Origin of the sequence: Desulfovibrio sp. TomC (assembly GCF_000801335.2) — a bacterium.
Taxonomy (GTDB): domain Bacteria; phylum Desulfobacterota; class Desulfovibrionia; order Desulfovibrionales; family Desulfovibrionaceae; genus Solidesulfovibrio.
In genome coordinates, this window is sequence record NZ_JSEH01000002.1 from 156,457 (window position 1) to 178,268 (window position 21,812).

Here is a 21,812-nt window from a genome sequence, read left to right on the forward strand (position 1 = left end):
AAATAAATAGAGCCATTTGACAACCGGCCACGGGTGTGGCTCCCTCACCGGATGCACACGCAACGCATTTTTGGCACCCTTGATCCGTTCATCGAATCCAGCGACATCATGGGCCGCAAGGTGGCCAATGCCGCCTTTTTGGACGCATTGATGCGGGCCGACCCGTATGACGCCTACCATTTTTTCATGCCGTCCAAGCACGAACGCATGAAACAGGAAACACTCCTGGCCGGGCGTTATCCCCAGGCGGCCGGGCGGGGCGCGTTCAAAGTTCTGACGCGCCAGGACCTGCCGCAAGCCTTGGCCGACACCGAGTACGCCGTCTTTCATCTCTCCGACTGCATAACGGCCCAGGCCCGGTTGGCCGCCGCCCGAAACGCCCTGGCCCGGTCGATCTTTCCCATTACCGGAACCACGCATTCACTCAGCAACGCTGTGTTTCAGCGGGATTTCTTGGCCCATCTCTGGCCCGGCACCACCCGGCGCGACGCCATTGTGACCACCTCGACGGCCGGCCGGGAAGCGGTGGCCGCGATCTTTGCCAGTCTGCGCCAGGGCTACGGCCTTTCCCCCGAGGCCTATCCTGCCCCCGAACTGGCCCATATCCCTTTAGGCGTTGATCCCGGCGACTGGTCGCGCCTGGAAGGGGAGGCCAGAAATAAGGCCCGGGCTGACTACGGCATCGACCCCGAGGCCACGGTGCTGCTGGTTTTCGGGCGTATCTCCCACAGTTCCAAAATGGACCTGCTGCCGCTTTTCCGGGCCGTGCAGCGGCTCATCGCCGCCGACGTCGACGTGTCGCGGCTCACCCTCGTCGTTGCCGGCTGGACCGACAGCGACGACGACAAGGACCAATTCCTGGTTACTCTGGCTAATCTGGCCGCCAATATCGGGCTGGCGCTGGTCCTGGTCCGCCGTCCGGACGAAGCGGCCAAGCGCCGGCTGTTCGGGCTGGCCGACGTGTTCGTGTCCCTGGCCGACAATCCGCAGGAAACCTTTGGCCTGACGTTGCTCGAAGCCATGGCCGCCGCGCTGCCGGTTGTCGCCTCGGATTACGACGGCTACCGCGACATCGTGGAGGAGGGCCGCACGGGCCTGCTGTTGCCCAGCCTGGGGCCTCCGGAGACCGGGCTGCGTGACGTGCTGGCTCCGCTTGGGTATGATAACCACACCCATCTGCGGCTGGCTCAGTCCCTGGCCGTCAGCATCCCGGCCCTGGCCGCAGCCCTGGCCGATCTGATCCGCAACCCCGGGCGCGGCCGGGCCATGGGGCAGGCCGGACGGGAACGGGCGCTTGGCCGGTTCACCTGGGACGTCTGCATCGACCGGCATCTTGCGCTGTGGGAGCGCCTTGGCCGCGAACCGGTTGCCGACCGGGAGCAATTGGCCCGGGTGCGCCATCCCCTGACCCTGGCTTACGGCGAAGTCTTTGCCGGCTATCCGACGGCCCGGCTGACCGATGAAATGTGTCTGGTCTGGACCAGGACCGGGCAGGCGGTCTATCATCGGCAGGATTTCCCCGTTATTTATCAGGAACTCGACGGGGAAATCCGGCCCGAGGCCCTTCGGGTTCTGGTCTTTCTGGCCCGGGGCGGCTGTCCCGGACTCACGTTGGCTAGGCGGCTGGCCGCCGCCGTATCCGGCCTCAACCCCCAGGCCGCGACATGGCATGTGCTGTGGGCGCTCAAACAGGATTTGCTGGAAGTGCAAAAGGAGTCTCTATGACGAGCCGGCAACGTGCCCAGGCGTCCGAGGGCCGGACCGGCGAGGCCTATGCCCCGGCCAAACGGAGCCTTGGGCAGAATTTTCTGGTCGATCCCAACATCGCAGCCAAGATCGTGTCCCGCCTGGGCATCACGGCAAAGGACACGGTTCTTGAAATCGGGCCGGGCCGGGGGGCGTTGTCCGGGGCTATCCTGGCCGCCGGCCCCCGGACCTATCTGGCCCTGGAAAAGGACCGGGAACTGGCTGCGCGTCTGCCCCTGGCCCATCCCGGAGCGCATCCGGCCCTGGTTGATGCCTTGCGCCTGGACTGGAGCCGGCTTGACCGGCTGCCCGGGATCAAGCTCATCGGCAATCTTCCCTATAATATCGCCTCGCCGTTGCTCTGGGACATTTGCTCCGGGTCGGCGCTGTTTGGGCGGGGCGTCTTTATGGTGCAGCATGAGGTGGCGCTGCGGTTGTGCGCCGCTCCGGGAGGCCGGCAGTATGGAGCCCTGACCGCCTGGACATCGGCTTTTGCCCGACTGGAATACGGCTTCAAGGTGCCGCCAACAGTTTTTCGGCCCCAGCCCAAGGTGGATTCCGCAGTGGTGGTGGTCACGCCGCTGCCGGTTGCAGAGCGTCCGGATGATCCGGCGAGCCTCTCCGCGCTGCTGAAGAAGCTTTTTTCCTTACGTCGGAAACAGTTAGCCGGTATTTTGAAACCGTATTGGACGGACTCGTTGCCGCAGGCCTGTGCCGACCTTGGCATTGATGGCAGGGACCGGCCCGAAGTTTTGTCGCCGAAGCAACTCAGCGCCCTGGCCAAATTGCTCAAAACGCGCCAGTCCCCTTGACTTTGCGCCTGAAATCGATTTTTGTTTGCCCACTCGTGCGCATCGCGTCTTGCCGGCTGCGGCAGCGCACCAGGGGCAGGAGGGCTGTCCTCGCCGCGGGGAGGCGAGGGGGGACGTCCCTGTTGACGTGTATGGATTGATGCGTCGGAGAGGTTCGGGAGCATTGCGCCGCCGCAGGGTCGGGGGCGATTAACAGAGGAGGAGAGGACTGATGACCAAGGCTGATCTGGTTGGAAAAATTGCCGAAAAGACCGGGCTGACCAAAGCCAATGCCGAGCGGGCGCTTAATGCCTTTATTGAGGCCATTGAAGAGACGCTGGTTGGCGAAGGTAAAATCACGCTGACGGGTTTTGGCACCTTTATGGTTGATGAGCGCAAGGCCCGCACCGGCCGCAACCCTCGCACCGGTGCCGAGATCAACATCCCGGCTTCCAAAGTAGTCAAATTTCGGCCGGGCAAGTTGCTGAAAGACGCCATCCAATAACCACTCTCGGGAGAAGTTTCCATGTTACACGGTGAAACCGTCCACAGCCCTTTGCCCCAGGATCTCCCCTGGTGGCAGCCTGATCATTTCGTTTTTTTCAGCGTGCTCTATCTGGTGCTTTTCATCATTGCCTCGGGCATGGGCTATTGCGTGTACAAGGCGTACTTGGATACCAAGAACGCTCCGGCTCACGGCCACCACTAAACCGTTGCCTGGTCACGGAAATCTGCCGCCGCCCGGTTCGCGCCGGGCGGTTTCTTTTGGCACTCCCAAGGCTGACGCTTGACAGTGGCGCGTCGCTCGGGTAAAAACACCGTCTTTGCCGCTAGGGAATTTTCCAAAGAGGGGGTGATGTAAATGCCCGGTGTCTATCTTGACGAATCCGACAACTTTGATGTGGCGCTTCGCCGCTTCAAGAAGCAGGTCGAAAAATCCGGGATTCTCTCCGAGCTGAAGAAACGTCAGCACTTTGAGAAACCCAGCGTCATGCGTAAGAAGAAAAAGGCCGCCGCCCGCAAACGGCTGCTTAAGAAAATGCGCAAAATCAATATGATGTAATGAATCTACAAGCCCGAATCGAATCCGACGCGCTGGCCGCCATGAAGGCCAAGGATGCCCTTACCCTGGGCGTTTTGCGAATGCTCAAGGCAGCCGCGAAAACGCTTCAGGTGGAGCTTCGCCGGCCTTTGACCGATGACGAGTTTTTTAGCGTCATGGCCAAGCAGGTCAAGCAGCGTCGGGAGTCCATCGATCTGTTCGCCAAGGCGAACCGGGCTGATCTGGTCGAAAAAGAGGAGCGGGAGTTGGGCGTCTTGTCTGCCTACCTTCCCGCTCCCCTGACCGACGACGAGCTTGCCGCCGCCGTCAACGCCGCCGTGGCCGAACTTGCCGCCAGCACCATGAAGGACATGGGAAAGGTCGTGCAGTCGGTTCTGGCCGCTCACAAGGGGCGGGTCGACGGCAAGCGAGTCAGCGACGCTGTCAAGGCGCGCCTCGCTTCCTGACTCCTCCCGCATCCACCCCCATTTTTCTATGGAATCCAGAACCCTTTCGTTGCTGGAGTTTCCGAAGGTTTTGGAACGTCTGGCCCAACTGGCCGCGTCCGAACCAGCCGCCGCCGCCTGTCGGGCCATAGTCCCGCTGGGCGACGTTTCGCTTGTGGCCAGGGAACAGCAAAAACTGGCTGAAGCGCTGCATCTGCGCCGGGACCGGGCCATTGTGTTTACGGCCTTCCCGGACATCGAACCGCTTTTCCCCATCCTCGACAGCGAGCGCCGGGTCCTCGACCTCGATGCCCTGGCGGCCTTGTTTCACGTCCTGTCCCGGGTGGCCGAACTGCGAGCGGCCCTGGGCCAGCCGGCGCCCGGCGACGAGGGCGCATCCGTGCTTGGGGCCATTGTCGCGGCCACGCCCTGGGCCAAAAAGACCCAGGCGGCCCTGGCCCGGTGTCTGGCTCCCGACGGACGGCTGCGCGACGAAAGTTCGCCCGAGCTCTTTTCCGTGCGCCAGGAAATCCGCACGATCAATCAGACGATCCTGACCAAGGTCAAGGAGTTCGTCTCCGAGCGCGAGATGGGACCGCTTTTGCAAGACGACTACGTCACCATCTCGTCGGACCGCTACGTCCTGCCGCTTCGGGCCAATTTCAAGGGCCGGGTTCCCGGCATCATCCACGACTATTCCCAGACCGGGGAAACCATCTACGTGGAACCGTTTTTTCTGGTGGAGATCAACAACCGCCTCCAGGAACTCAAAAACGAGGAGCGCGAGGCCGAGGCCCGGGTCATGGCCTTTTTAACCGGTCTGGCCCGTGATGAACGCCGCGAGATCATAGCCTCCTACCGGCTGCTGGTGGATTGCGACGTGTTGTGGGCCAAGGCGGCCCTGTGCGACGCCCTGGGCGGCACCTTGCCGGACGTGGCCGGCGGCCATGCCGTCCAGCTCCTGGCCGCCCGCCATCCGCTGTTGGCTCTGGCCGCTTCCGGCCCGGTGGTGGCCCAGGATCTGGTCCTGGATAAGGACCAGCGGGCGCTCATTGTCACCGGCGCCAATGCCGGCGGCAAAACCGTGTGCCTCAAAACCTTGGGCCTTTTGGCCGCCATGGCCCTGTCCGGCCTGCCCGTGCCGGCCGGGGAGGGCAGCAGCCTGCCCTTTTTCCGCAAGATTTTCGTCTTTCTCGGCGACGAGCAGAGCCTGGAAGACCATCTCTCCACCTTTACGGCCCAGATCCGGCATCTGTCGCGGGTGTGGCCCGCCATCGACGCCGACACCCTGGTGCTTCTCGACGAATTCGGGGCCGGCACCGACCCGTCCCAGGGCGCGGCTCTGGCCCAGTCCGTGGTGGACGGACTGCTGGAGCGGGGGGCCTATCTCGCTGCCGCCACCCATTTCCCGGCGCTTAAGGCCTACGGCCTGTCCCGGCCCGGGGTGCGCGCCGCCTGCATGCTGTTTGACCCGGCCACCAAAAAGCCGCTGTATCGCCTGGCCTACGATCAGGTCGGGGCGTCCATTGCCCTGGACGTGGCCCGGGAGCATGGCCTGCCCGAGGATATTCTGGACCGGGCCCACCGCTACCTGCTGCTCGACGGCAGCGATACCGGGCAGGTTTTCGACCGCTTAAACGAGCTGGCCCTGTGCCGCGAACGCGAACTGGAAGACATCGCCGCCAAGCGGCTGGTCGAAGAACAGCGCATCCAAAAGCTCAAGGACAACTTGAGAAAAGCCCAGGACAAGCTGGTCGAGGAGATCCGCGAACTGTCCCGGGATATCGTGCGCCGCCACGAAGCCGGACGTCTTGGCCGCAAGGAAGCCCAAAAGGCCCTTGCCGATGTCCGGAAAAGACTTATTGATGAGAGCAACGAATTGACTGGCGACCGGACAACCGATGCGCCGGTGGTTCCTTTTGATCTGGCGTCGCTTGCCCCGGGCGATACGGTCCTGGTCCTGAGTTGGAACAAACCGGCTATTGTGCGGGAAAAAGACCTCAAGCGGCAGGCCGCCAAGGTCGATATAGGCGGTGTGAGCCTGTGGGTTGGCGTGGCCGATCTGGCGGTTGGCGCGAAACCGGCCAAGGTTTCCGGGGGCACGGTCCTGGCCGTGGCCGCGTCCGACGCGGTCCGGGGGTCGGGGCTGGTCCTTGATTTGCGCGGGATGCGGGCGGATGCGGCCGAGAGCGAATTGGCCGCCTTTGTCGACAATGCCCTGCTTCGCGGCCACGGCGAACTGGAGATCATCCACGGCCGCGGCACCGGAGCCCTTCGCCGGGAGGTCCACCGGATGCTCAAGGAGCATCCCCAGGTGGCGGCATTTTCCCTGGCCCCGGAGGATCGCGGCGGCGACGGCATGACCATGGTGACGCTCAAATAAGGCGTTTTGGGCCGTTTCGGCGGTCTGTTTGGTTTTGCCGGCTGGGAGCCGGGGCAACGACTCTGGTGTAGGCTGTATTGCCGGGTTGTTTTCGGCGACCGGGGAATGGCTGGGACGTTTTGCCGGGCAACCGGCGGATGTGCGGCGGCCGGGCGAGACGGCCGGATGTTGCGAAAAAAACTGCATTTACCCTCCTTCCGCTTTGCGGGCATGCCGCCTTTGCGGCTGGAGGAGACGACGGGGGCCATGCGAGTGACCGACAAGGGTGATCCCGCCGGCCGGGCGCGATGAAAAACGATTCCGGCGTGGTGGCGGCGGTCAAGGCCCGGGCCAATATCGTCGAAATCGTTGGGCGTTACGTCAACCTGCGGCCTGTCGGCAGCCGGCTGGTTGGACCGTGCCCATTCCATCAGGAGACCAAGGGATCGTTTAACGTCCATCCCGACAAGGGTTTTTTCCACTGTTTCGGGTGTCAGGCCTCGGGGGACGTGATTGATTTTTATTGCCGTATAAACGGCCTGGAGTTTCGTGAGGGCCTGGAGCGGCTGGCTTCCGAACTGGGAGTGGATCTCGGCCGGGTGCGCAGCGATCCCCGGGCGGCGGCCAAAAAGCAGGCCCGCGACGCCTGTCTGGCCATGCACGAGCTGGCCGACCGGTATTTTCGTCATCTTCTGGGCCAGGGCGAGGGCCGTGTTGCCAGGGAATACCTGGAAAAACGCGGGGTCAGTCCCGAGATGATCGAGCGGTTTGCCCTGGGGGTCAGTCCCGAGGGGTGGCAGGGGTTGCAAAGCGTCCTGCGTTCGCGCGGATTTGACGACGACGGCGCGGTCACGGCCGGGCTGCTCACCCTGGGGAAAAACGGCCGGACCTGGGACCGGTTTCGCGGCCGGCTCATGTTCCCCATCCGCGACGGCGGCGGCCGGGTCATAGCCTTTGGCGGGCGGACCATGGGAGACGGCGATCCCAAGTACTTAAACAGCGCGGAAACGCCGATTTATACCAAGGGCCAGAACCTATACGGGCTTTTCGAGGCCCGGCCGGTGATGGCCAAGACACGGCGGGCGCTTTTGACCGAAGGCTACCTCGACGTCATTACGCTGCATCAGTACGGCTATGGCGAGGCCTGCGGCGTGCTCGGCACGGCCATGACCCATGAGCAGGCCCGGCGGCTGTCCGGGTTCGCTCCCCGGGTCGATCTGGTGTTTGACGGCGACCCGCCGGGACGCAAGGCCGCGCTTCGGGCTGCCCAGATGCTCTTAACCCTGGGCGGGGCCTGCCGGGTGGTGCCTTTGCCTGACGGCGAGGATGTGGACAGCCTGCTCCACGCCGCCGGTCGGGAAGGGTTTGAAGCGTGTCTGGCCCGGGCCGAGGACGGGTTGGGGTTTTGTCTGCGCATGGTGCGCGACGCTTTTTCGCCCAAGGAGATCATCACCTGGGCGATGGAATTTCTGGGCGGTCTGGCCGACGACGGCCTACGGGCTGTCTTTGTCCCGCGGGTGGCGTCAGGCCTTGGCCTGGCCGAGGTGGAGCTGCGGCGGATGCTGTCCGCGCCCGGCAAAAGGCCGCCCAGCGGCAATGTGGCGGCCGGCAGCGCGCCGCATCGCCCCCAGACCTTGGAACTGTCGTCCCGGGATGCCCAGATGTTGTCTTTTGCCGTGCGCCGTCCCGACTATGCCCCGTCTCTGGTCGAACAGGGACTGGCCGGGATGCTGGACAGTGCTGCGGCCCGGGATTTTTTCGCCAAGCTCGCCGGGGGGACCCCTGACGAGCCGGCTCCACGTTTGAGCGAAGCCGAAACGGCGTTTTGGACCAAGGCGCAGCTGGAGCCTGCCCTTGCTGACGAGGAAGCAGCCGCTTTTTTTGAGGAAATTTGCATATTTCTCCATGAGGCACGGGAAAACGACCGTCGGAGGGCCATCATGGAAGCCATCCGACGGGCGCAGCAACAGGGAGCAAGCGACGAAGCCCTGCGGCTTCTCGGGGAACTACAGGCCCTTTCCGGGAGGGGAGATGAGTAATCTCAAAGAGATACAACAAATCAAAAGCCTCATTGTCAAAGGCAAACAGAAAGGCTTTCTCACTTTCGACGAGGTGAACAAAGCCCTGCCTTCTGAGGTCAACAATCCAGAGCAACTCGAAGAGGTCATTGCCATCTTCGACCAGCTCGACATCAACCTTGTCGATACGGACAAAGACGGCCGCAAGATCGAAGCGGCTGTTGCCGAGCCAGACGACGCCCCGGACGCCGATCTGGAGCTGACCGAGAGCGAGGATTCCCTCGACTACTCCTCGCGCAGCACCGACCCCGTGCGTATGTATTTGCGCGAAATGGGGGCCGTGCCGCTGCTTGACCGCGAGGGCGAGGTGGTCATCGCCAAGAAGATCGAGAACGGCGAAATGGAGGTCCTCTACGCCCTGGTGGAAGTGCCGGTGGCGGTTGAGGAGCTCATTCAGGTGGGCGAAGACCTCAAAATCGGGCGCATCAAGCTCAAAGACGTGGTCAAGACCATCGAGGAAGACGATCCTTCAGAAGACGAGATGAACCAGCGCCAGCGGGTTATTTTCCTGCTGGAAGAGGTCAAGACGTCGTTTCGCAAGAAGCGCAAGATCTACAGCAAGTTCGATCAATGCGCCTGCCTGGACCGCCGGGTCTTCGGCATTCAGAAAGAGATCATGGTCTTTAAGGAAGAGATCGTCACGCGCCTGCGCGACATCAAGCTCGAAAAGACCTTGATTGATCGCATCATCGAGATCGTCGAGGACTACGTGCGGCAGATGCACAACTGCCAGCGCGACTTGTCCGCCTACATCCTCTCGGTTGGCAAGTCCCACTCCGAGATCCAGGAGATGTTCGCCCAACTCGACGCGCGCTCGGTCAACCCGATGGTTGCGGCCGAATCCCTTGGGCTGACGGTGGAAGAGCTGTTTTCCTTCAAGGAAATGCTCTCGGCCAAGATGGAGATTCTCGACCGCCTGCAGGACAAGTGCTGCCACAATGTCCACGAACTGGAAGAGGTGTTGTGGCGCATCAAGCGCGGCAACAACGCGGCCCAGCGGGCCAAGCAGGAGCTCATTCGGGCCAACCTGCGCCTCGTCGTGTCCATTGCCAAAAAGTACACCAACCGTGGCTTGCAGTTTCTCGATCTGATCCAGGAAGGCAACATCGGTCTGGTGAAGGCCGTGGATAAGTTTGAATACCAGCGCGGCTACAAGTTCTCGACCTACGCCACTTGGTGGATCAGGCAGGCCATCACCCGGGCCATCGCGGATCAGGCCCGCACCATCCGCATCCCGGTGCATATGATCGAGACGATCAACAAGTTGATCCGCACCTCGCGCTACCTTGTCCAGGAGCTCGGACGCGATCCTACGCCGGAAGAAATCGCCGAGCGTATGGATTATCCGCTGGAGAAGGTCAAAAAGGTGCTGAAAATCGCCAAGGAGCCCATCTCCCTTGAGACGCCCATCGGCGATGAGGAAGATTCGAGTCTTGGCGACTTCATTGAGGATAAAAAGGCTCTGGCTCCGGCCGAGGAAGTGGTCAACACCAAGCTTGGCGAGCAGATCGGCAAGGTACTCTCCGACCTGACCCCGCGCGAGGAGCAGGTGTTGCGCAAGCGTTTCGGGCTTGGCGAGAAGTCGGACCACACCCTTGAGGAAGTGGGCAAGCTTTTCAACGTCACCCGCGAGCGCATCCGCCAGATCGAGGCCAAGGCCCTGCGCAAGCTGCGCCATCCGGTGCGCAGCCAGCATCTGCGCTCGTACTACGAGGGCTAGGAGCTGGCCGGCGGCGGCAAGACGCCGGCAAACAGGCTGCTTGTATCGACGTCCCCCGGTCCTTGGCGACCGGGGGACGTTTTTTTGTAAGGGCAGCTGACAAAATGGGAACAATCACGCCTGCGGCAACGGCCGAATTGTCAGGGCAAAGTTCAAGAAACCGGATGGATGGTGTCATAGCGAACCGAACAGGTTCTCATTCGACGTGTTCAACGCTCCACGCCTGACGCCCGGTGTGACTCGGTCAGATAGTCTTCAAGAATTGCGACGAGCTCCTCGGCGGGCCGGCCGATCTCCTTGCTCGAGAGCGTCAGATCGTAGCCGGTTGAGAGCCTGGAGAAAAGCAGCGTCTGGACCATGAGGCCCACTGTCCCCGTGCCGGCGAAACCGGCCGGAATATCGAGACCAGCAAACCCGGACCAGAGTGAGGGCGGGGTCTGATTTACGAGCAGGGCCGGATTGCGGGAAAACACACGTCGGCTAAGTGGCGTAAGCCTGAGTCGCCGCAAGACCCACGAGAAGAGCAGGCCGCCTTCATAGGGTCGCTCGTAGATCAAGTACTGCATCAAGGTGGGAGGCATGCCCTCCAGATATCGATTATAACTGTTGAGTCGGATGCCAACCATAGTGTTTGTCGCGAACGAATACGTGCCGACTGCCTGAACATCAGGCCAGGGAATACGCACACTTCCTTGGTCGTATTGAAATTCCAGACCTTCGGGAGTGATCCTCAACGAGACGGTCTTTGGACTTCCAAACCTCTTGAGAATCAGCACAATGGCGAAAAGGGCGATGGGTAGGGAAATTATGGTGTTGCGAATCGGTTGGTCGATGTGCAGGCGGTACATGAGCAGGGCCGTGAAGGCCAGGCAGACGACAAGGAGGAACCAGTATTTTTTCTCTCTCGGGGCGATAGCGAGGGATTGCCATGCCATGCCGGTTGCTCCATAGGAACGTGCTGGCCTGTCGGGGCGTGTCCGGTGGTTGCCATTGGGACCGGCCCCGCCGGTCTAAATAATCACGTGCCGCCGGATATACGTCACTGCCTCTTCCGGGGTGTCGAGCACCGTAAAAAGCTCCAGGTCGTCGGCCGAGACATAGCCTTTGTCCAGAAGCGTCCCCTTGAACCAGTCAAGCAGCCCGCCCCAGAAATCCTTGCCCATGAAAATGATGGGGAAGGGCTTGATGCGCCGGGTCTGGATGAGCACCAAGGCCTCGCTGACCTCGTCAAGGGTGCCGAAGCCGCCGGGCATGGCGATGTAGGCCATGGCGTATTTGATGAACATGAGCTTGCGGATGAAAAAATAGCGGTAGTCGCTGCGGATGGTCAGGTACTTGTTGGGCTGCTGCTCCAGGGGCAGATGGATGTGCAGGCCGACCGATTCGCCGCCGGCCTCGTTGGCCCCCTTGTTGGCCGCTTCCATGAGCCCGGGGCCGCCGCCGGTGATGACCGAATAGCCGGCCCGGCAGAGCATATCGGCCAGTTTCGTGGTCTCCTGGTAGATGGGATCGTCAGGCAGCGCCCGGGCCGAGCCGAAAATGGACACAGCGGGTTTGAGGTCGCCGAGCTGCTCGAATCCATCTACGATCTCGGCCATAATCTTGAAAAGCCGCCAGGATTCGGACATGGACAGGTCGTTTATGAGATACTGGCGCGAAGCAGGCATAAAGGCTCCTTTGGTCGGGGTGGGGGCAGGTCTTCTCAGCGGCGTCGAAAGAGGGTAATTGGTGTTTACGGTGAAGGCATGACGCTCTCGCCGCTACTTGCCCGCTTGGGCGAGGTTAATCAAGACGTGGCCGGCTGCCCGGCCAATCTCCGGAGGCTTCATGAAGGTCAAGTTCCTCGGCGCGGCCGGCACTGTCACCGGTTCCTGCCATTGCATCGAAACTGCCGCCGCCCGGTTCGCCATCGACTGCGGCATGCACCAGGGCAACGAAACCATCGAGCGCCGAAACCTCGATACCTCGATCTACGATCCACGCCACATGGATTTTTTTATCCTGACCCACGCCCACATCGACCACACGGGACTCTTGCCGCGCATGGTCAAGACCGGCTTTTCCGGCAAGATCTACTGCACGCCGCCCACCCGGGATTTGCTCGGCATCATGCTTGAGGACAGCGCCCATATCCAGGAAATGGAAGCCGAGTGGGCCAGCCGCAAAAGCCGCCGGCATGGCGGGCGGGTGGTAGAGGCCCTTTACACCCAGGCCGACGCCCAGGCTGCGACCGATTTGCTCGTCCCCGTGCCCTACGGCCAGCCCTTTTCCCCGGCCCCGGGCATCACGGCCATTTACCACGACGCAGGGCACATCCTCGGTTCGGCCTTTATCGAGCTGACCCTGGAGGAAGACGGCAAGCGTACCCGGATGCTCTTTTCCGGCGACCTTGGCCGTCCCGACCAATTGCTGGTCAGCGATCCGGACAAGCCAGTCGACACCGATTACCTGTTCCTGGAAGGCACCTACGGCGACCGCGACCATAAAAACGTGGACGACAGCCGCGAGGAACTGGCCGAGGCCATCCGGATCAGCTATGAGCGCGGGGGCAAGGTCATCATTCCGGCCTTTGCCGTGGAGCGCACCCAGGAGATCCTTTTCTGCTTGCACAAGCTGCTCAAGGAGGGCCGGATACCATCCGACATGCCGGTCTACGTGGACAGCCCCCTGGCCATCAAGGCAACCGAGATTTTCAAGCGCAATCCCAGCTATCTCGACGAGGAGACGCGGGCCTATATCGACCGGGGCGAGGACCCGCTGTCCCTGCCCAATCTGCGCTTTACCCTGTCAACCGATCAGTCCCGGGAGATTAACGACCGGTCCGGTCCGGCCATCGTCATCGCCGCCAGCGGCATGTGCAACGCCGGGCGGATCAAGCACCACCTGCGCCACAACCTGTGGCGGCCCGAGGCCAGCATCGTGTTTGTCGGGTTCCAGGCCATGGGCACGCCCGGTCGCAAGATCGTGGACGGGGCGAAAAAAATCCGCATCCTGGGCGAGGAAGTGGCGGTCAATGCCCGCATCTTCACCATCGGCGGCTTTTCCTCCCACGCCGGGCAGAGCCAGATCCTCACCTGGCTGTCACACTTCAAGGTCAACCATCCCCAGGTGTTTTTGGTTCACGGCGAACAGAAGGCGCTGGATACCCTGGCCGGGCTTGTGCGGCAGCAGTTCGGGCTCAAGGTGCGTATTCCCCAGTATCTGGAAGAATACACCCTGACGCCCGGAGTCGAACCGACGGTGGCGGTGGACGAGGAAAAGGCCCGCCCGCATATCGATTGGGCGGTGCTTTTCACCGAGATGGAGGGCCGCCTGTCCCGGATGCGGGAACACACCACAGCGTTGGCCGGACGACCGGTCGAGGAACAGGCGGAAATGCGCCAGCGGCTTTTGGCCCTGGACCGGGAGTTGCTGGAGCTGCTCTCGGAGATGTGAGCCGGGGGAGCGGGCGCGGCTTCGGGAATAGTCCCGGGGCCGCGCCGCCCGCCGATGGGGGTGGGCGGCGTTACTTGAGGCGGTAGGTGATGCGGCCGCGGGTGAGGTCATAGGGCGAAAGCTCGACCTTGACCCGGTCGCCGGGCAGAATGCGGATGTAGAACTTGCGCATTTTGCCGGAAATGTGGGCCAGTACTTCGTGCCCGTTTTCCAGCTCGACGCGGAACATGGCGTTGGGCAGTGCTTCCTGCACCACGCCGTCAACCTCGATTGCGCCTTCTTTGGCCATAATCAGTATCCTCCTGACGGCGCGCCGGATGGGCACGGCCGTTCTGGTCGCGTTGTCGTGAACGTAGTACAATAGTCGTTTCTTCTAGAGATGGCAAGGGGCAGGGCGCGGATGTGCGCACAGTCCTTGCCGCGCCCCTGGCTTTCGGACTATAGACTGAGAAAAAAGGATAAACTGCCGTGCTTACGCGCCCTCAACTCGAAAAATACGCCGACGTCCTCGTCTGGGGACTGACCACCTCGCGCACCGAGCCCTACAAGCCCGGCGACGTCATTCTGGTCCAGTATGAATTGGCCGCCCTCAAACTGGCCGAGGCCGTCTACGCCAAGCTTCTGGCCCGGGGGCTCAATCCCGTGCCCCGTCTGGCGCTTACCCCGACCATGGAAACCGCCTTTTACGCCACGGCCGACGAGGCCCAGTTGGTATTTCAGGCCCCGGGCCAGGTCGAGCTCAACGAAAATCTGCACGGCGCCATGCATCTGCTGGCCCCGGACAGCCTCATGCACTTAAGCGGCATCGACCCCAAACGTATTGCTACGGCTGCCCTGGCCCGAAAACCCCTGCGCGACATCCTGGTCGGCCGGGAGGAGAAGGGCGAATTCGGCTGGACGTTATGTCTGTATCCCACCGCCGAACTGGCCGGCAAAGCCGGCATGACGAAAAAGGAATACGCCGCCCAGGTCGTGTCGGCCTGCTTTCTCAAGGACGCCGATCCGGTGGGGCGCTGGCGCAAACTGTATGACGAAGCCCGGGAGATCAAGGCCTGGCTGGGGAGTCTTGCGGCCGAATACCTGCATGTCGAGTCCGACAATGTGGACCTCAAGGTTACGCCCGGGGCCAGACGTCGCTGGCTGGGACTGTCCGGCCACAACATCCCGAGTTTCGAGATCTTCACCTCCCCGGATTGGCGCGGCACCTCCGGGCGGTACTATGCCGACCAACCCTCGTACCGCAGCGGCAATCTCGTTCGCGGCGTGCGTCTGACCTTTGCCGATGGTCAGGTGACGGAAATCGCGGCCGAGCAGGGGGAGTCGTTTGTGCGCAAACAGCTGGCCATGGACCCGGGGGCCTCGCGCCTGGGCGAATTTTCCCTGACCGATCGGCGTTTTTCCCGCATCGACCGCTTCATGGCCAACACCCTCTATGACGAAAATTTCGGCGGACCGAACGGGAACTGCCACGTCGCCGTGGGAAGCTCCTATTCCGACACCTACGCCGGTGATCCATCTGGTCTTGATGCCGCCAAAAAGGCCGCCCTGGGGTTTAATGATTCGGCCCTGCACTGGGATCTGGTCAACACCGAAGCCAAGCGCGTGCGTGCCCATCTGGCCGACGGCAGCGATGTGACCATTTATGAAAACGGACAGTTTGCATATTGACGCCTGAGGCAATGCGCCGTAATCGCGGCAAAGACGCGGCTTGATGATCGGTTCGCGAGGACGTTTTAAGGAGATGGGTATGCGCAAACTGGCGGTGTTGGCAGTTGTGGTGGCGGTGATGGCGCTGGCCGGTCTGGTCCAGGCCGGGTCCAAGGCCAATCCCGATCTCAAAGGTTGGGAGCGTGGCGGGGAGTACGACAGGCTTTTCGATGCCAAGGAAGCCGACGCCATCAAGGGGCGGGTGGTCAAAATTTACGATATCGTGCCGTCGCCGGGAATGGCCACGGGGATTGCGCTTCAGGTCGAGGACAAAAAGGATAAGACCCTGGAGGTTGTTCATCTGGGACCCAAGGATTTTGTTGATTTGTCTTCCATCGGTCTCAAGGAGGGCGATCAGGTCAAGGTGGCGGGTGTCTGGGCTGAATTTGACGGGCAGGATGTGCTGCTTGCCGTCAAGGTCAAAAAGGGTGAAGATAGCCAACTCAAGGTTCGTCGCACCAAAGACGGCTTTCCCTTTTGGAGTATGACCCCTGAGGAGCGACTGCGAGAAACCTCCGGGGACTAGTTTTTTTTGTGTCGCCTCGGATCTGTCTTGCGTTTTGCATGCCGTTTTCGATAGAAGGTTTTTAAGAGATGTACTTTGCCGCCAACGGTGCGGCCACACTATAAACGGGAGCTTGCCGCATGGAGGAAACCCTCAAGAAACAGGATGCCGAACTGCTTCAGCTCGTCACGTTCAGTATTGGCGAGGAAGAATTCGGCGTTGATATCCTCAGCGTGCAGGAGATCATCCGCATGATGGATATCACCAAGGTCCCGCGCGCCCCTGACTTCGTCGAGGGCGTCATCAACCTGCGGGGCAAGGTTATTCCCATTATCGATCTCAGGCGTCGCTTTGGCCTGTCTACCCGCGACCACGACAAGCACACCCGCATTATTGTCATTGAGATCAATAATATGATCGTGGGGTTTGTGGTCGATTCCGTCTCCGAGGTGCTGCGCATACCCGCCAGCACGGTGGAACCGCCGCCACCGGTGGTTTCCGGCCTGGAGTCCGAATACATCAGCGGCGTGGGCAAGCTTGAGGATCGGTTGCTTATCCTTTTGGATCTCAACAAGCTGCTTTCCGGCGAAGAACGCGACATGCTCGGTTCCTTCTAGGCTGCATCCGGCGTGGCTCGTCAGCGTCAGGAGTGGCGAGTCAGACGATTTGTGCGGCAGCGTCCTATCGTGTTCGACCGGCAGATTGGGCCGGCGAAGCGCAGATTGATGTCACGGCCGTCGTCACAGGTGTGACGGCGGCCATCCCGTATTTCCCCCACGAGGCCTGTCTTGTCCCGCATTCCCTCCCCATTGTCTGATCTCCTGGCTGGAACCGATTCCGCTTCCGTCTATAAAAGCGGTCCGGCCACGCTGGCCTTCCTGGCGGCCGAGTCCCTGGCCCGGGGCCAGTCCGCCGTGGTGGTCGCTCCCGGGTTGCACGAGCTGTCCCGCATAGCCGCCCTGCTCGAACTCCTGGCCCCGCCCGCGCCAGGCACCCTTTGGGGCGCGCCCTATGCCATGTTGCCGTCGTATGCCCCGGGGCGGCCAAGCGGGGCGTTTTGGGCCCGTCGCATGGCCTTTCTGGCCTTTGCCGCCATGGGCCGCGGGCCGCGGGTGCTCCTGGTCTCGGCCGACAACCTGCTCCCCAAATGGCCGCCGCTGCGCGCCCTGGAGGGCAACATCCTGAATGTGGCCCTGGGCGAGGAACTCCCCCGGGATCTCATTGCCGAGCAGGTCGTCTTGTGGGGCTACAAGCGTTCCCCCATGGTCACCAATCCCGGGGAATTCGCCCTTCGCGGCGACATCCTCGACATTTTTCCGCCGGGCTACGACAGCCCGCTGCGCCTGGAGTTTTTCGGCGACACGGTCGAGGCCATTCGCCGGTTTGACGCCGGGACCCAGCGGTCTCTGGCCGAACTGACCGAGGCCGCCTTGCTGCCGGCCGCCCCGGCAGTGCTCTCGGACACCTTCATGGACGAGGCGCGCACCTTGTGGGAGTCCATTGCCGGCACCGGCGAACTCCACCGGACGGCCAAGCAGCACCTGGAGACCTGCCTGGAAGCTCGTGACGGCGGCATCTGGCCGGGAATGTTTTACGAAAAACCCGTGGAACTGTCCGCCTGGTTTCCCGAAGACGCCGCCTACATCGTGTGCGATCCCACCAAGGTCAAAGAACGCCTGGAGGAAGCCGAACACGCCTGGCGGCGTTTTTTTGAGGCCGAAACCAAGGAACGCGGCCATCCCTGGCCGAACTCCCGGGTGCTGTGGCCGGAGAACATGGCCCGCAAGTCCCTGGTGGCCGGCCGGCGCATCCTGTTTGAGGATCTGGTTATGGGCCGGGGGCGCCATGGTCCGGATCTGCCGGAAAAGGCCGTCGAGCGCTTCGGCGACATTTTCTGGAAACCCGGCTCGGACAAACGCCCATGGACCACCCTGGTGGCGGCGCTCAAGGAGTGGAACGGCCAGGGCCAGACCGTCCTGTCGTTTCATGGCGAGCGGTCGCGCAAGAAATTTCTGCAGATGATCGAACCCGAGGGCTTGGTCTTTCGCACCAGCTACTCCCCGGGGGAGACCGGTCTTTTTGCCCTGCTTTCGTCGCTTCGCCACGGCATGGAACTGTCCTGGCGCGACACCCGCATCCTGGCCGAGGATATACTCCACCCCGAAGCATCCAAAGCCGGGGCAGAGCAGGGCAGCAAGAAGGATTTCAAGGGGCTGGCCTCTTTTGACGACATCAGGTCCGGCGATCTGGTGGTCCATCGCGACTACGGCGTGGCCACCTTCGAGGGATTGACCCGTATGACCGTGGACGCCACGGGCGGCGATTATCTGCTGCTGGTCTTTGCCGACGAGGACAAGCTCTACCTGCCGGCCGACCGGCTGGGGCTCATGCAACGCTACAAAGGCCCCGAAGGCATCTCGCCGCCGCTTGATCGTCTGGGCGGCGCGCGCTGGAAATCCGTGCGCGAACGGGCCAAGAAGGCCATTGAGCGCATTGCCGCCGATCTGGTCGAAATGTACGCCTACCGGCAGGTGGCCAAGGGCTATGCCTACGGTCCGACCAACGAACTCTATTTGGAGTTCGAGGCCACTTTCGGCTTTGAGGAGACGCCGGATCAGGAGCGGGCCATTGCCGAAGTCCTGGCCGATATGGAACGCCCCGAGCCTATGGACCGGCTGGTCTGCGGCGACGTGGGCTTTGGCAAGACCGAAGTGGCCCTTCGCGCCGCCTTCCGGGCCGTGCTCGACGGCAAACAGGTGGCCATGCTGTGTCCGACCACCGTGTTGGCCGAACAGCACTACCAGAATTTTGCTTCCCGCCTGGAAGGGTTTCCGGTGCGCGTGGAGATGCTCTCGCGTTTTGTTTCTCCCAAGCGGCGCAAGGTGGTCCTGGAATCCGTGGCCCGGGGGCAGGTCGATATCCTGATCGGCACCCACCGCATCCTGTCTTCCGACGTGACCATCCCCAACATCGGTCTGCTCATTCTCGATGAAGAACAGCGGTTTGGCGTCAAGCACAAGGAACGCCTCAAGGCCTTTAAAAAGAACATCGACGCTTTGACCCTGACCGCCACGCCCATCCCGCGCACCCTGCAGCTGTCGTTGTCCGGGGTGCGCGGGCTGTCGGTCATCGAGACCCCGCCGGTGGACCGCAAGACCGTGGACACGGCGCTCATCGAGCGCGACGAGGGGCTTTTGCGCGAGGTCATAAAACGCGAGCTGGAGCGCCAGGGGCAGGTGTTTTGGGTGCACAACCGGGTGCAGGGCCTGGAGGACGTAACAGCCTACGTCAAGACCCTGGCTCCCGAGGCCAAGGTGGCCATGGCCCACGGCCAGATGTCGGAAACCGCCCTGGAAGAGGCCATGCACGGCTTCTGGCATGGCGAGACCGATATTCTCGTGTGCACCTCGATCATCGAATCGGGTCTGGATTTTCCCCGGGCCAATACCCTTATCGTGGACAACGCCCACATGTTCGGCTTGGGCCAGCTCTACCAGCTGCGCGGCCGGGTGGGGCGATCACCCCGGCAGGCCTTTGCCTATTTCGTGGTGCCAAGCATCGAAAAAGTGCCGGAACTGGCCCGAAAGCGTCTGCGCGTGATTCTCGACATGGACTATCTCGGGGCCGGGTTCCAGGTGGCCATGGAAGATCTGCGCCTGCGCGGGGCCGGCAACATCCTGGGCGAGGCCCAGTCGGGCCATATCGCCCGCATCGGCCTGGACATGTTTCTGGAAATGCTGTCCGAAGAAGTGCGCCGGCTCAAGGGCGAGCCGCTCAAGGAGCGCACCGAACCGGAACTGACCCTGGGACTGGCTGCCCGCATTCCGGAACGCTATGTGCCTGAGGCCTCCGACCGGTTGCGGCTGTACAAGGCCTTGTCAACGGCCCGCACCGAAGAGGGGTTGGCCGAACTGGCGGCTGAAATGCGGGACCGGTTTGGACCGCCGCCGCCGGAAGTGGACAATTTCCTGGCGGTCCTGGGGGTCAAGCAGGTGCTCGCCCGCCTGGGAGTGGTCAAGGCGGAAATTACCCCGACAAAGCTGACCGTCTCCTTTGAGGGCGACGGCGTGGTCGTGACCACACAACGTCTGGTGGCCTTTGTGGGAGAACGAGACGGGCTGCGGCTGTTGCCGCCAGGAAAAATCGTCATGCCCCTGGACCAGAGTCTGCCCCTTCCCGACGCCCTGGCCGCCTGGGCCAGGGAACTGGCCGGTCTTGGCGATGAGGCGGCCGCGTGAGGCTGGCCCTTGTCCGGGCGTTGCGGGCCGTCCTCTGCCTGGGCCTGACCGCCGGGTTGCTTGGCGGCTGCCTGTGGGACCAGCTGGACGAGGCCGGGGTGGTGGCCGTAGTGGGCGGCTCGCCCATTCGCCTGGCTGAACTGGAGGCGCGATACGATCTCGGCCGACTGGGCCTGCCGCAGGTGGACAATCCAGCGGTGGAGGAACTGCGCCGCGAGTATGGGGCTTCACTGGCCGAATTGATCGTGGCCCGGCTGGTGGGCCAGGAACTGGACCGACGGAAGCTGGCTCTTTCCGCCCCGGAGCTTGCTGCCGCAGAAGAGGCTGTGCGGGCCGATTATCCGGGCGACGCCTTTGACGCCATACTCCTTGAGGAACATATTGACCTGCCGCATTGGCGGGAAATGCTGGCTGATCGGCTGCGCCTGGAGAAATTCACCCGGGATGTCCTGCGTCCTAACGTCCGGGTGGGCGTTTCCGAGGCAGCCAATTATTACAAAGAACACCTCGACGCCTTCACCCGACCGGCTTCGGTGCGGCTCCTGGTGGTGAACGGTCGGGATGCCGAAAGCGTCAAGGCGGCCTTGGTTGCAGTCCGCAAGGCCGATACACCCCAGAACACCGCCGGTGTCCATGAGGTCGTCCTGCCCGAATCCGGGCTGCCGCCAGCTTGGCGGGAGGCTTTGAAAGCGCGCAAGCCCGGCGAGGCAACACAGCCTCTGGCGGATGGGCATGACTTTCTGGGCTTGGTGCTGGTTGCGCGCCTGCCTGCCGCAGTCCTGGACCCAGCCAAGGCCTATGTCCGGGTTGAGTCCATGCTGACAACGGAAAAGCTGGCCAAGGCTTTTGATGCCTGGTTGGCCGAGGCCCTGGCCGGGGCGACCATCCGGGTCAACCGCCGCCTGTTCTCGGAAGGGCAGCCGGCCGATGCCGTGGCGGGCCAGGATGCGGCCAATGCCGACCAGGCGGAACGGCATGCCGCCAGATCCCAGAGGCAGGCCAGCGACGCGCTTGCGGACTCGGCCCGCAAGGTCCTGGCCGAAAAACAGGCCCCCCCCCCGACAGAGGGGCAGCAGCCGACACCGCCTGCGCCTGAAGTTGTCCCGGCTGCGGACATGCCCCGGTCGCCCGGAATCGAGGAGACCTCGTCCCCGGTTGCGCCGCCGGTTCCCGAAGCGCCGGCCGTCCAGACGCCGCCAGCCCCGTTGTCGGCGGAGCAGCCGGGTGTGGTGGCAGAGCAGCCGCCGGCCGCTGTCCCGCCACTTTCAGACAATGTTTTGCCGGGAGAACCAGAGCGTGGCGGGACGCCGGTCGGGGCTCCCGATCCGACCCTCGCTTCCGGTTCGCCTGAGGCATCGGTCCCGGCCGCCCCGGCGACCCAGGCAGGGGCCGCCCCAGCCGGATCCTCCCCCCCGCCGGTTGCTGGACAATCCCAATCCGGCCCGGGAGAAGTTGAATTCAACGCGGTCAAGGCGAGCTGGATATTGTATATCGTGGACGACGGGCGAGAAGAGCGGGTGTATCTCAAACCCGGCAAGCCCCACCGCATTGCCTACGCCCGTCGGCTGACCGTGCGGCTTGGCAGTCCGAGCGAAGTGGCCTATCGTGCCGGATCCCGGGAAGAGACCGTGGAAGTCGGGAAAAAAGAGAGCCGTGTGCTGGAATTTCCCTGACCCTTCCGTCCGGACGGGCTTGGGCCGTGATTGCCTGGGGTGGCAAAAATGTTTATAGGCCCCGGATGC

At 62.6% G+C, this 21,812-nt stretch carries 18 protein-coding genes; 15 read left to right on the top strand and 3 right to left on the bottom strand.

The features are described 5' to 3' along the window. Positions 1-51: 51 nt before the first annotated feature. The 9 genes from NY78_RS02380 (at position 52) to rpoD (ending at position 10,185) form a co-directional block, all read left to right on the top strand. Complete coding sequence (locus NY78_RS02380; protein ID WP_043631186.1) at positions 52-1,725, top strand: glycosyltransferase family 4 protein; 1,674 nt, start codon at positions 52-54, stop codon at positions 1,723-1,725. After that, positions 1,722-2,558 (top strand): 16S rRNA (adenine(1518)-N(6)/adenine(1519)-N(6))-dimethyltransferase RsmA, encoded by an 837-nt coding sequence (gene rsmA / locus NY78_RS02385; RefSeq protein ID WP_043631188.1) that lies wholly within the window; start codon positions 1,722-1,724, stop codon positions 2,556-2,558. The genes NY78_RS02380 and rsmA overlap by 4 nt, the downstream gene beginning before the upstream one ends. A gap of 211 nt (positions 2,559-2,769) precedes the next feature. Continuing rightward, positions 2,770-3,042 carry an HU family DNA-binding protein gene (locus NY78_RS02390; RefSeq protein ID WP_006918963.1) on the top strand — a complete coding sequence of 91 codons (273 nt, stop codon included), beginning with the start codon at positions 2,770-2,772 and terminating at the stop codon, positions 3,040-3,042. Between the two features lie 21 nt (positions 3,043-3,063). Continuing rightward, positions 3,064-3,246: a hypothetical protein gene (locus tag NY78_RS02395; protein WP_043631191.1), complete on the top strand. Its 183-nt coding sequence runs from the start codon at positions 3,064-3,066 to the stop codon at positions 3,244-3,246. 153 nt (positions 3,247-3,399) lie between these two features. Then, positions 3,400-3,600, top strand: a complete 201-nt coding sequence (gene rpsU, locus NY78_RS02400) for a 30S ribosomal protein S21 (protein WP_005990045.1) — start codon at positions 3,400-3,402, stop codon at positions 3,598-3,600. Then, on the top strand, positions 3,600-4,046 hold the full coding sequence (locus NY78_RS02405) for a GatB/YqeY domain-containing protein (RefSeq protein WP_043631194.1): 447 nt from the start codon (positions 3,600-3,602) through the stop codon (positions 4,044-4,046). Before rpsU ends, NY78_RS02405 begins: the two co-directional genes overlap by 1 nt. Positions 4,047-4,074: 28 nt before the next feature. Further along, positions 4,075-6,408 (top strand): endonuclease MutS2, encoded by a 2,334-nt coding sequence (locus tag NY78_RS02410; RefSeq protein WP_043631197.1) that lies wholly within the window; start codon positions 4,075-4,077, stop codon positions 6,406-6,408. 287 nt (positions 6,409-6,695) lie between these two features. Beyond that, positions 6,696-8,426, top strand: a complete 1,731-nt coding sequence (gene dnaG / locus NY78_RS02415; RefSeq protein ID WP_043631200.1) for a DNA primase — start codon at positions 6,696-6,698, stop codon at positions 8,424-8,426. Next, on the top strand, positions 8,419-10,185 hold the full coding sequence (gene rpoD / locus NY78_RS02420) for an RNA polymerase sigma factor RpoD (RefSeq protein WP_043631203.1): 1,767 nt from the start codon (positions 8,419-8,421) through the stop codon (positions 10,183-10,185). The genes dnaG and rpoD overlap by 8 nt, the downstream gene beginning before the upstream one ends. Positions 10,186-10,394: 209 nt before the next feature. On the opposite strand, the gene NY78_RS02425 is transcribed toward rpoD, so the two are convergent. Continuing rightward, positions 10,395-11,120 (bottom strand): STM3941 family protein, encoded by a 726-nt coding sequence (locus NY78_RS02425; RefSeq protein ID WP_043631205.1) that lies wholly within the window; start codon positions 11,118-11,120, stop codon positions 10,395-10,397. Positions 11,121-11,195: 75 nt separating this feature from the next. After that, positions 11,196-11,852 (bottom strand): TIGR00730 family Rossman fold protein, encoded by a 657-nt coding sequence (locus NY78_RS02430; protein ID WP_043631208.1) that lies wholly within the window; start codon positions 11,850-11,852, stop codon positions 11,196-11,198. A 160-nt stretch (positions 11,853-12,012) separates the two neighbouring features. On the opposite strand from NY78_RS02430, the gene NY78_RS02435 reads away from it, so the two are divergent. Continuing rightward, positions 12,013-13,620, top strand: a complete 1,608-nt coding sequence (locus NY78_RS02435) for an MBL fold metallo-hydrolase RNA specificity domain-containing protein (protein ID WP_043631211.1) — start codon at positions 12,013-12,015, stop codon at positions 13,618-13,620. 70 nt (positions 13,621-13,690) lie between these two features. Here the strand turns inward: NY78_RS02435 and infA are convergent, their stop codons facing one another. After that, a complete protein-coding gene (gene infA / locus NY78_RS02440) occupies positions 13,691-13,909 on the bottom strand; it encodes a translation initiation factor IF-1 (protein ID WP_006918952.1) in 219 nt (72 codons plus the stop codon). 179 nt (positions 13,910-14,088) lie between these two features. Here infA and NY78_RS02445 point away from each other — a divergent pair, with 179 nt between their 5' ends. The 5 genes from NY78_RS02445 to NY78_RS02465 all read left to right on the top strand — a co-directional run bounded on the left by NY78_RS02445 (position 14,089) and on the right by NY78_RS02465 (position 21,743). Beyond that, positions 14,089-15,288 carry an aminopeptidase gene (locus NY78_RS02445; protein ID WP_043631214.1) on the top strand — a complete coding sequence of 400 codons (1,200 nt, stop codon included), beginning with the start codon at positions 14,089-14,091 and terminating at the stop codon, positions 15,286-15,288. A 79-nt stretch (positions 15,289-15,367) separates the two neighbouring features. Next, on the top strand, positions 15,368-15,853 hold the full coding sequence (locus tag NY78_RS02450) for a hypothetical protein (RefSeq protein ID WP_043631217.1): 486 nt from the start codon (positions 15,368-15,370) through the stop codon (positions 15,851-15,853). A gap of 119 nt (positions 15,854-15,972) precedes the next feature. Further along, a complete protein-coding gene (locus tag NY78_RS02455; protein ID WP_024826793.1) occupies positions 15,973-16,449 on the top strand; it encodes a chemotaxis protein CheW in 477 nt (158 codons plus the stop codon). A 171-nt stretch (positions 16,450-16,620) separates the two neighbouring features. After that, a complete protein-coding gene (gene mfd / locus NY78_RS02460) occupies positions 16,621-20,070 on the top strand; it encodes a transcription-repair coupling factor (RefSeq protein ID WP_043631221.1) in 3,450 nt (1,149 codons plus the stop codon). Then, on the top strand, positions 20,067-21,743 hold the full coding sequence (locus NY78_RS02465) for a peptidylprolyl isomerase (protein WP_231583707.1): 1,677 nt from the start codon (positions 20,067-20,069) through the stop codon (positions 21,741-21,743). The genes mfd and NY78_RS02465 overlap by 4 nt, the downstream gene beginning before the upstream one ends. Positions 21,744-21,812: the final 69 nt, after the last annotated feature.

What these genes read in the sequence shown, in the direction of transcription:
- NY78_RS02380 (WP_043631186.1), top strand. Translation starts at nt 52, where the DNA reads ATGCACACGCAACGCATTTTTGGCACCCTTGATCCGTTCATCGAATCC.
- rsmA (WP_043631188.1), top strand. Translation starts at nt 1,722, where the DNA reads ATGACGAGCCGGCAACGTGCCCAGGCGTCCGAGGGCCGGACCGGCGAG.
- NY78_RS02390 (WP_006918963.1), top strand. Translation starts at nt 2,770, where the DNA reads ATGACCAAGGCTGATCTGGTTGGAAAAATTGCCGAAAAGACCGGGCTG.
- NY78_RS02395 (WP_043631191.1), top strand. Translation starts at nt 3,064, where the DNA reads ATGTTACACGGTGAAACCGTCCACAGCCCTTTGCCCCAGGATCTCCCC.
- rpsU (WP_005990045.1), top strand. Translation starts at nt 3,400, where the DNA reads ATGCCCGGTGTCTATCTTGACGAATCCGACAACTTTGATGTGGCGCTT.
- NY78_RS02405 (WP_043631194.1), top strand. Translation starts at nt 3,600, where the DNA reads ATGAATCTACAAGCCCGAATCGAATCCGACGCGCTGGCCGCCATGAAG.
- NY78_RS02410 (WP_043631197.1), top strand. Translation starts at nt 4,075, where the DNA reads ATGGAATCCAGAACCCTTTCGTTGCTGGAGTTTCCGAAGGTTTTGGAA.
- dnaG (WP_043631200.1), top strand. Translation starts at nt 6,696, where the DNA reads ATGAAAAACGATTCCGGCGTGGTGGCGGCGGTCAAGGCCCGGGCCAAT.
- rpoD (WP_043631203.1), top strand. Translation starts at nt 8,419, where the DNA reads ATGAGTAATCTCAAAGAGATACAACAAATCAAAAGCCTCATTGTCAAA.
- NY78_RS02425 (WP_043631205.1), bottom strand. Translation starts at nt 11,120, where the DNA reads ATGGCATGGCAATCCCTCGCTATCGCCCCGAGAGAGAAAAAATACTGG.
- NY78_RS02430 (WP_043631208.1), bottom strand. Translation starts at nt 11,852, where the DNA reads ATGCCTGCTTCGCGCCAGTATCTCATAAACGACCTGTCCATGTCCGAA.
- NY78_RS02435 (WP_043631211.1), top strand. Translation starts at nt 12,013, where the DNA reads ATGAAGGTCAAGTTCCTCGGCGCGGCCGGCACTGTCACCGGTTCCTGC.
- infA (WP_006918952.1), bottom strand. Translation starts at nt 13,909, where the DNA reads ATGGCCAAAGAAGGCGCAATCGAGGTTGACGGCGTGGTGCAGGAAGCA.
- NY78_RS02450 (WP_043631217.1), top strand. Translation starts at nt 15,368, where the DNA reads ATGCGCAAACTGGCGGTGTTGGCAGTTGTGGTGGCGGTGATGGCGCTG.
- NY78_RS02455 (WP_024826793.1), top strand. Translation starts at nt 15,973, where the DNA reads ATGGAGGAAACCCTCAAGAAACAGGATGCCGAACTGCTTCAGCTCGTC.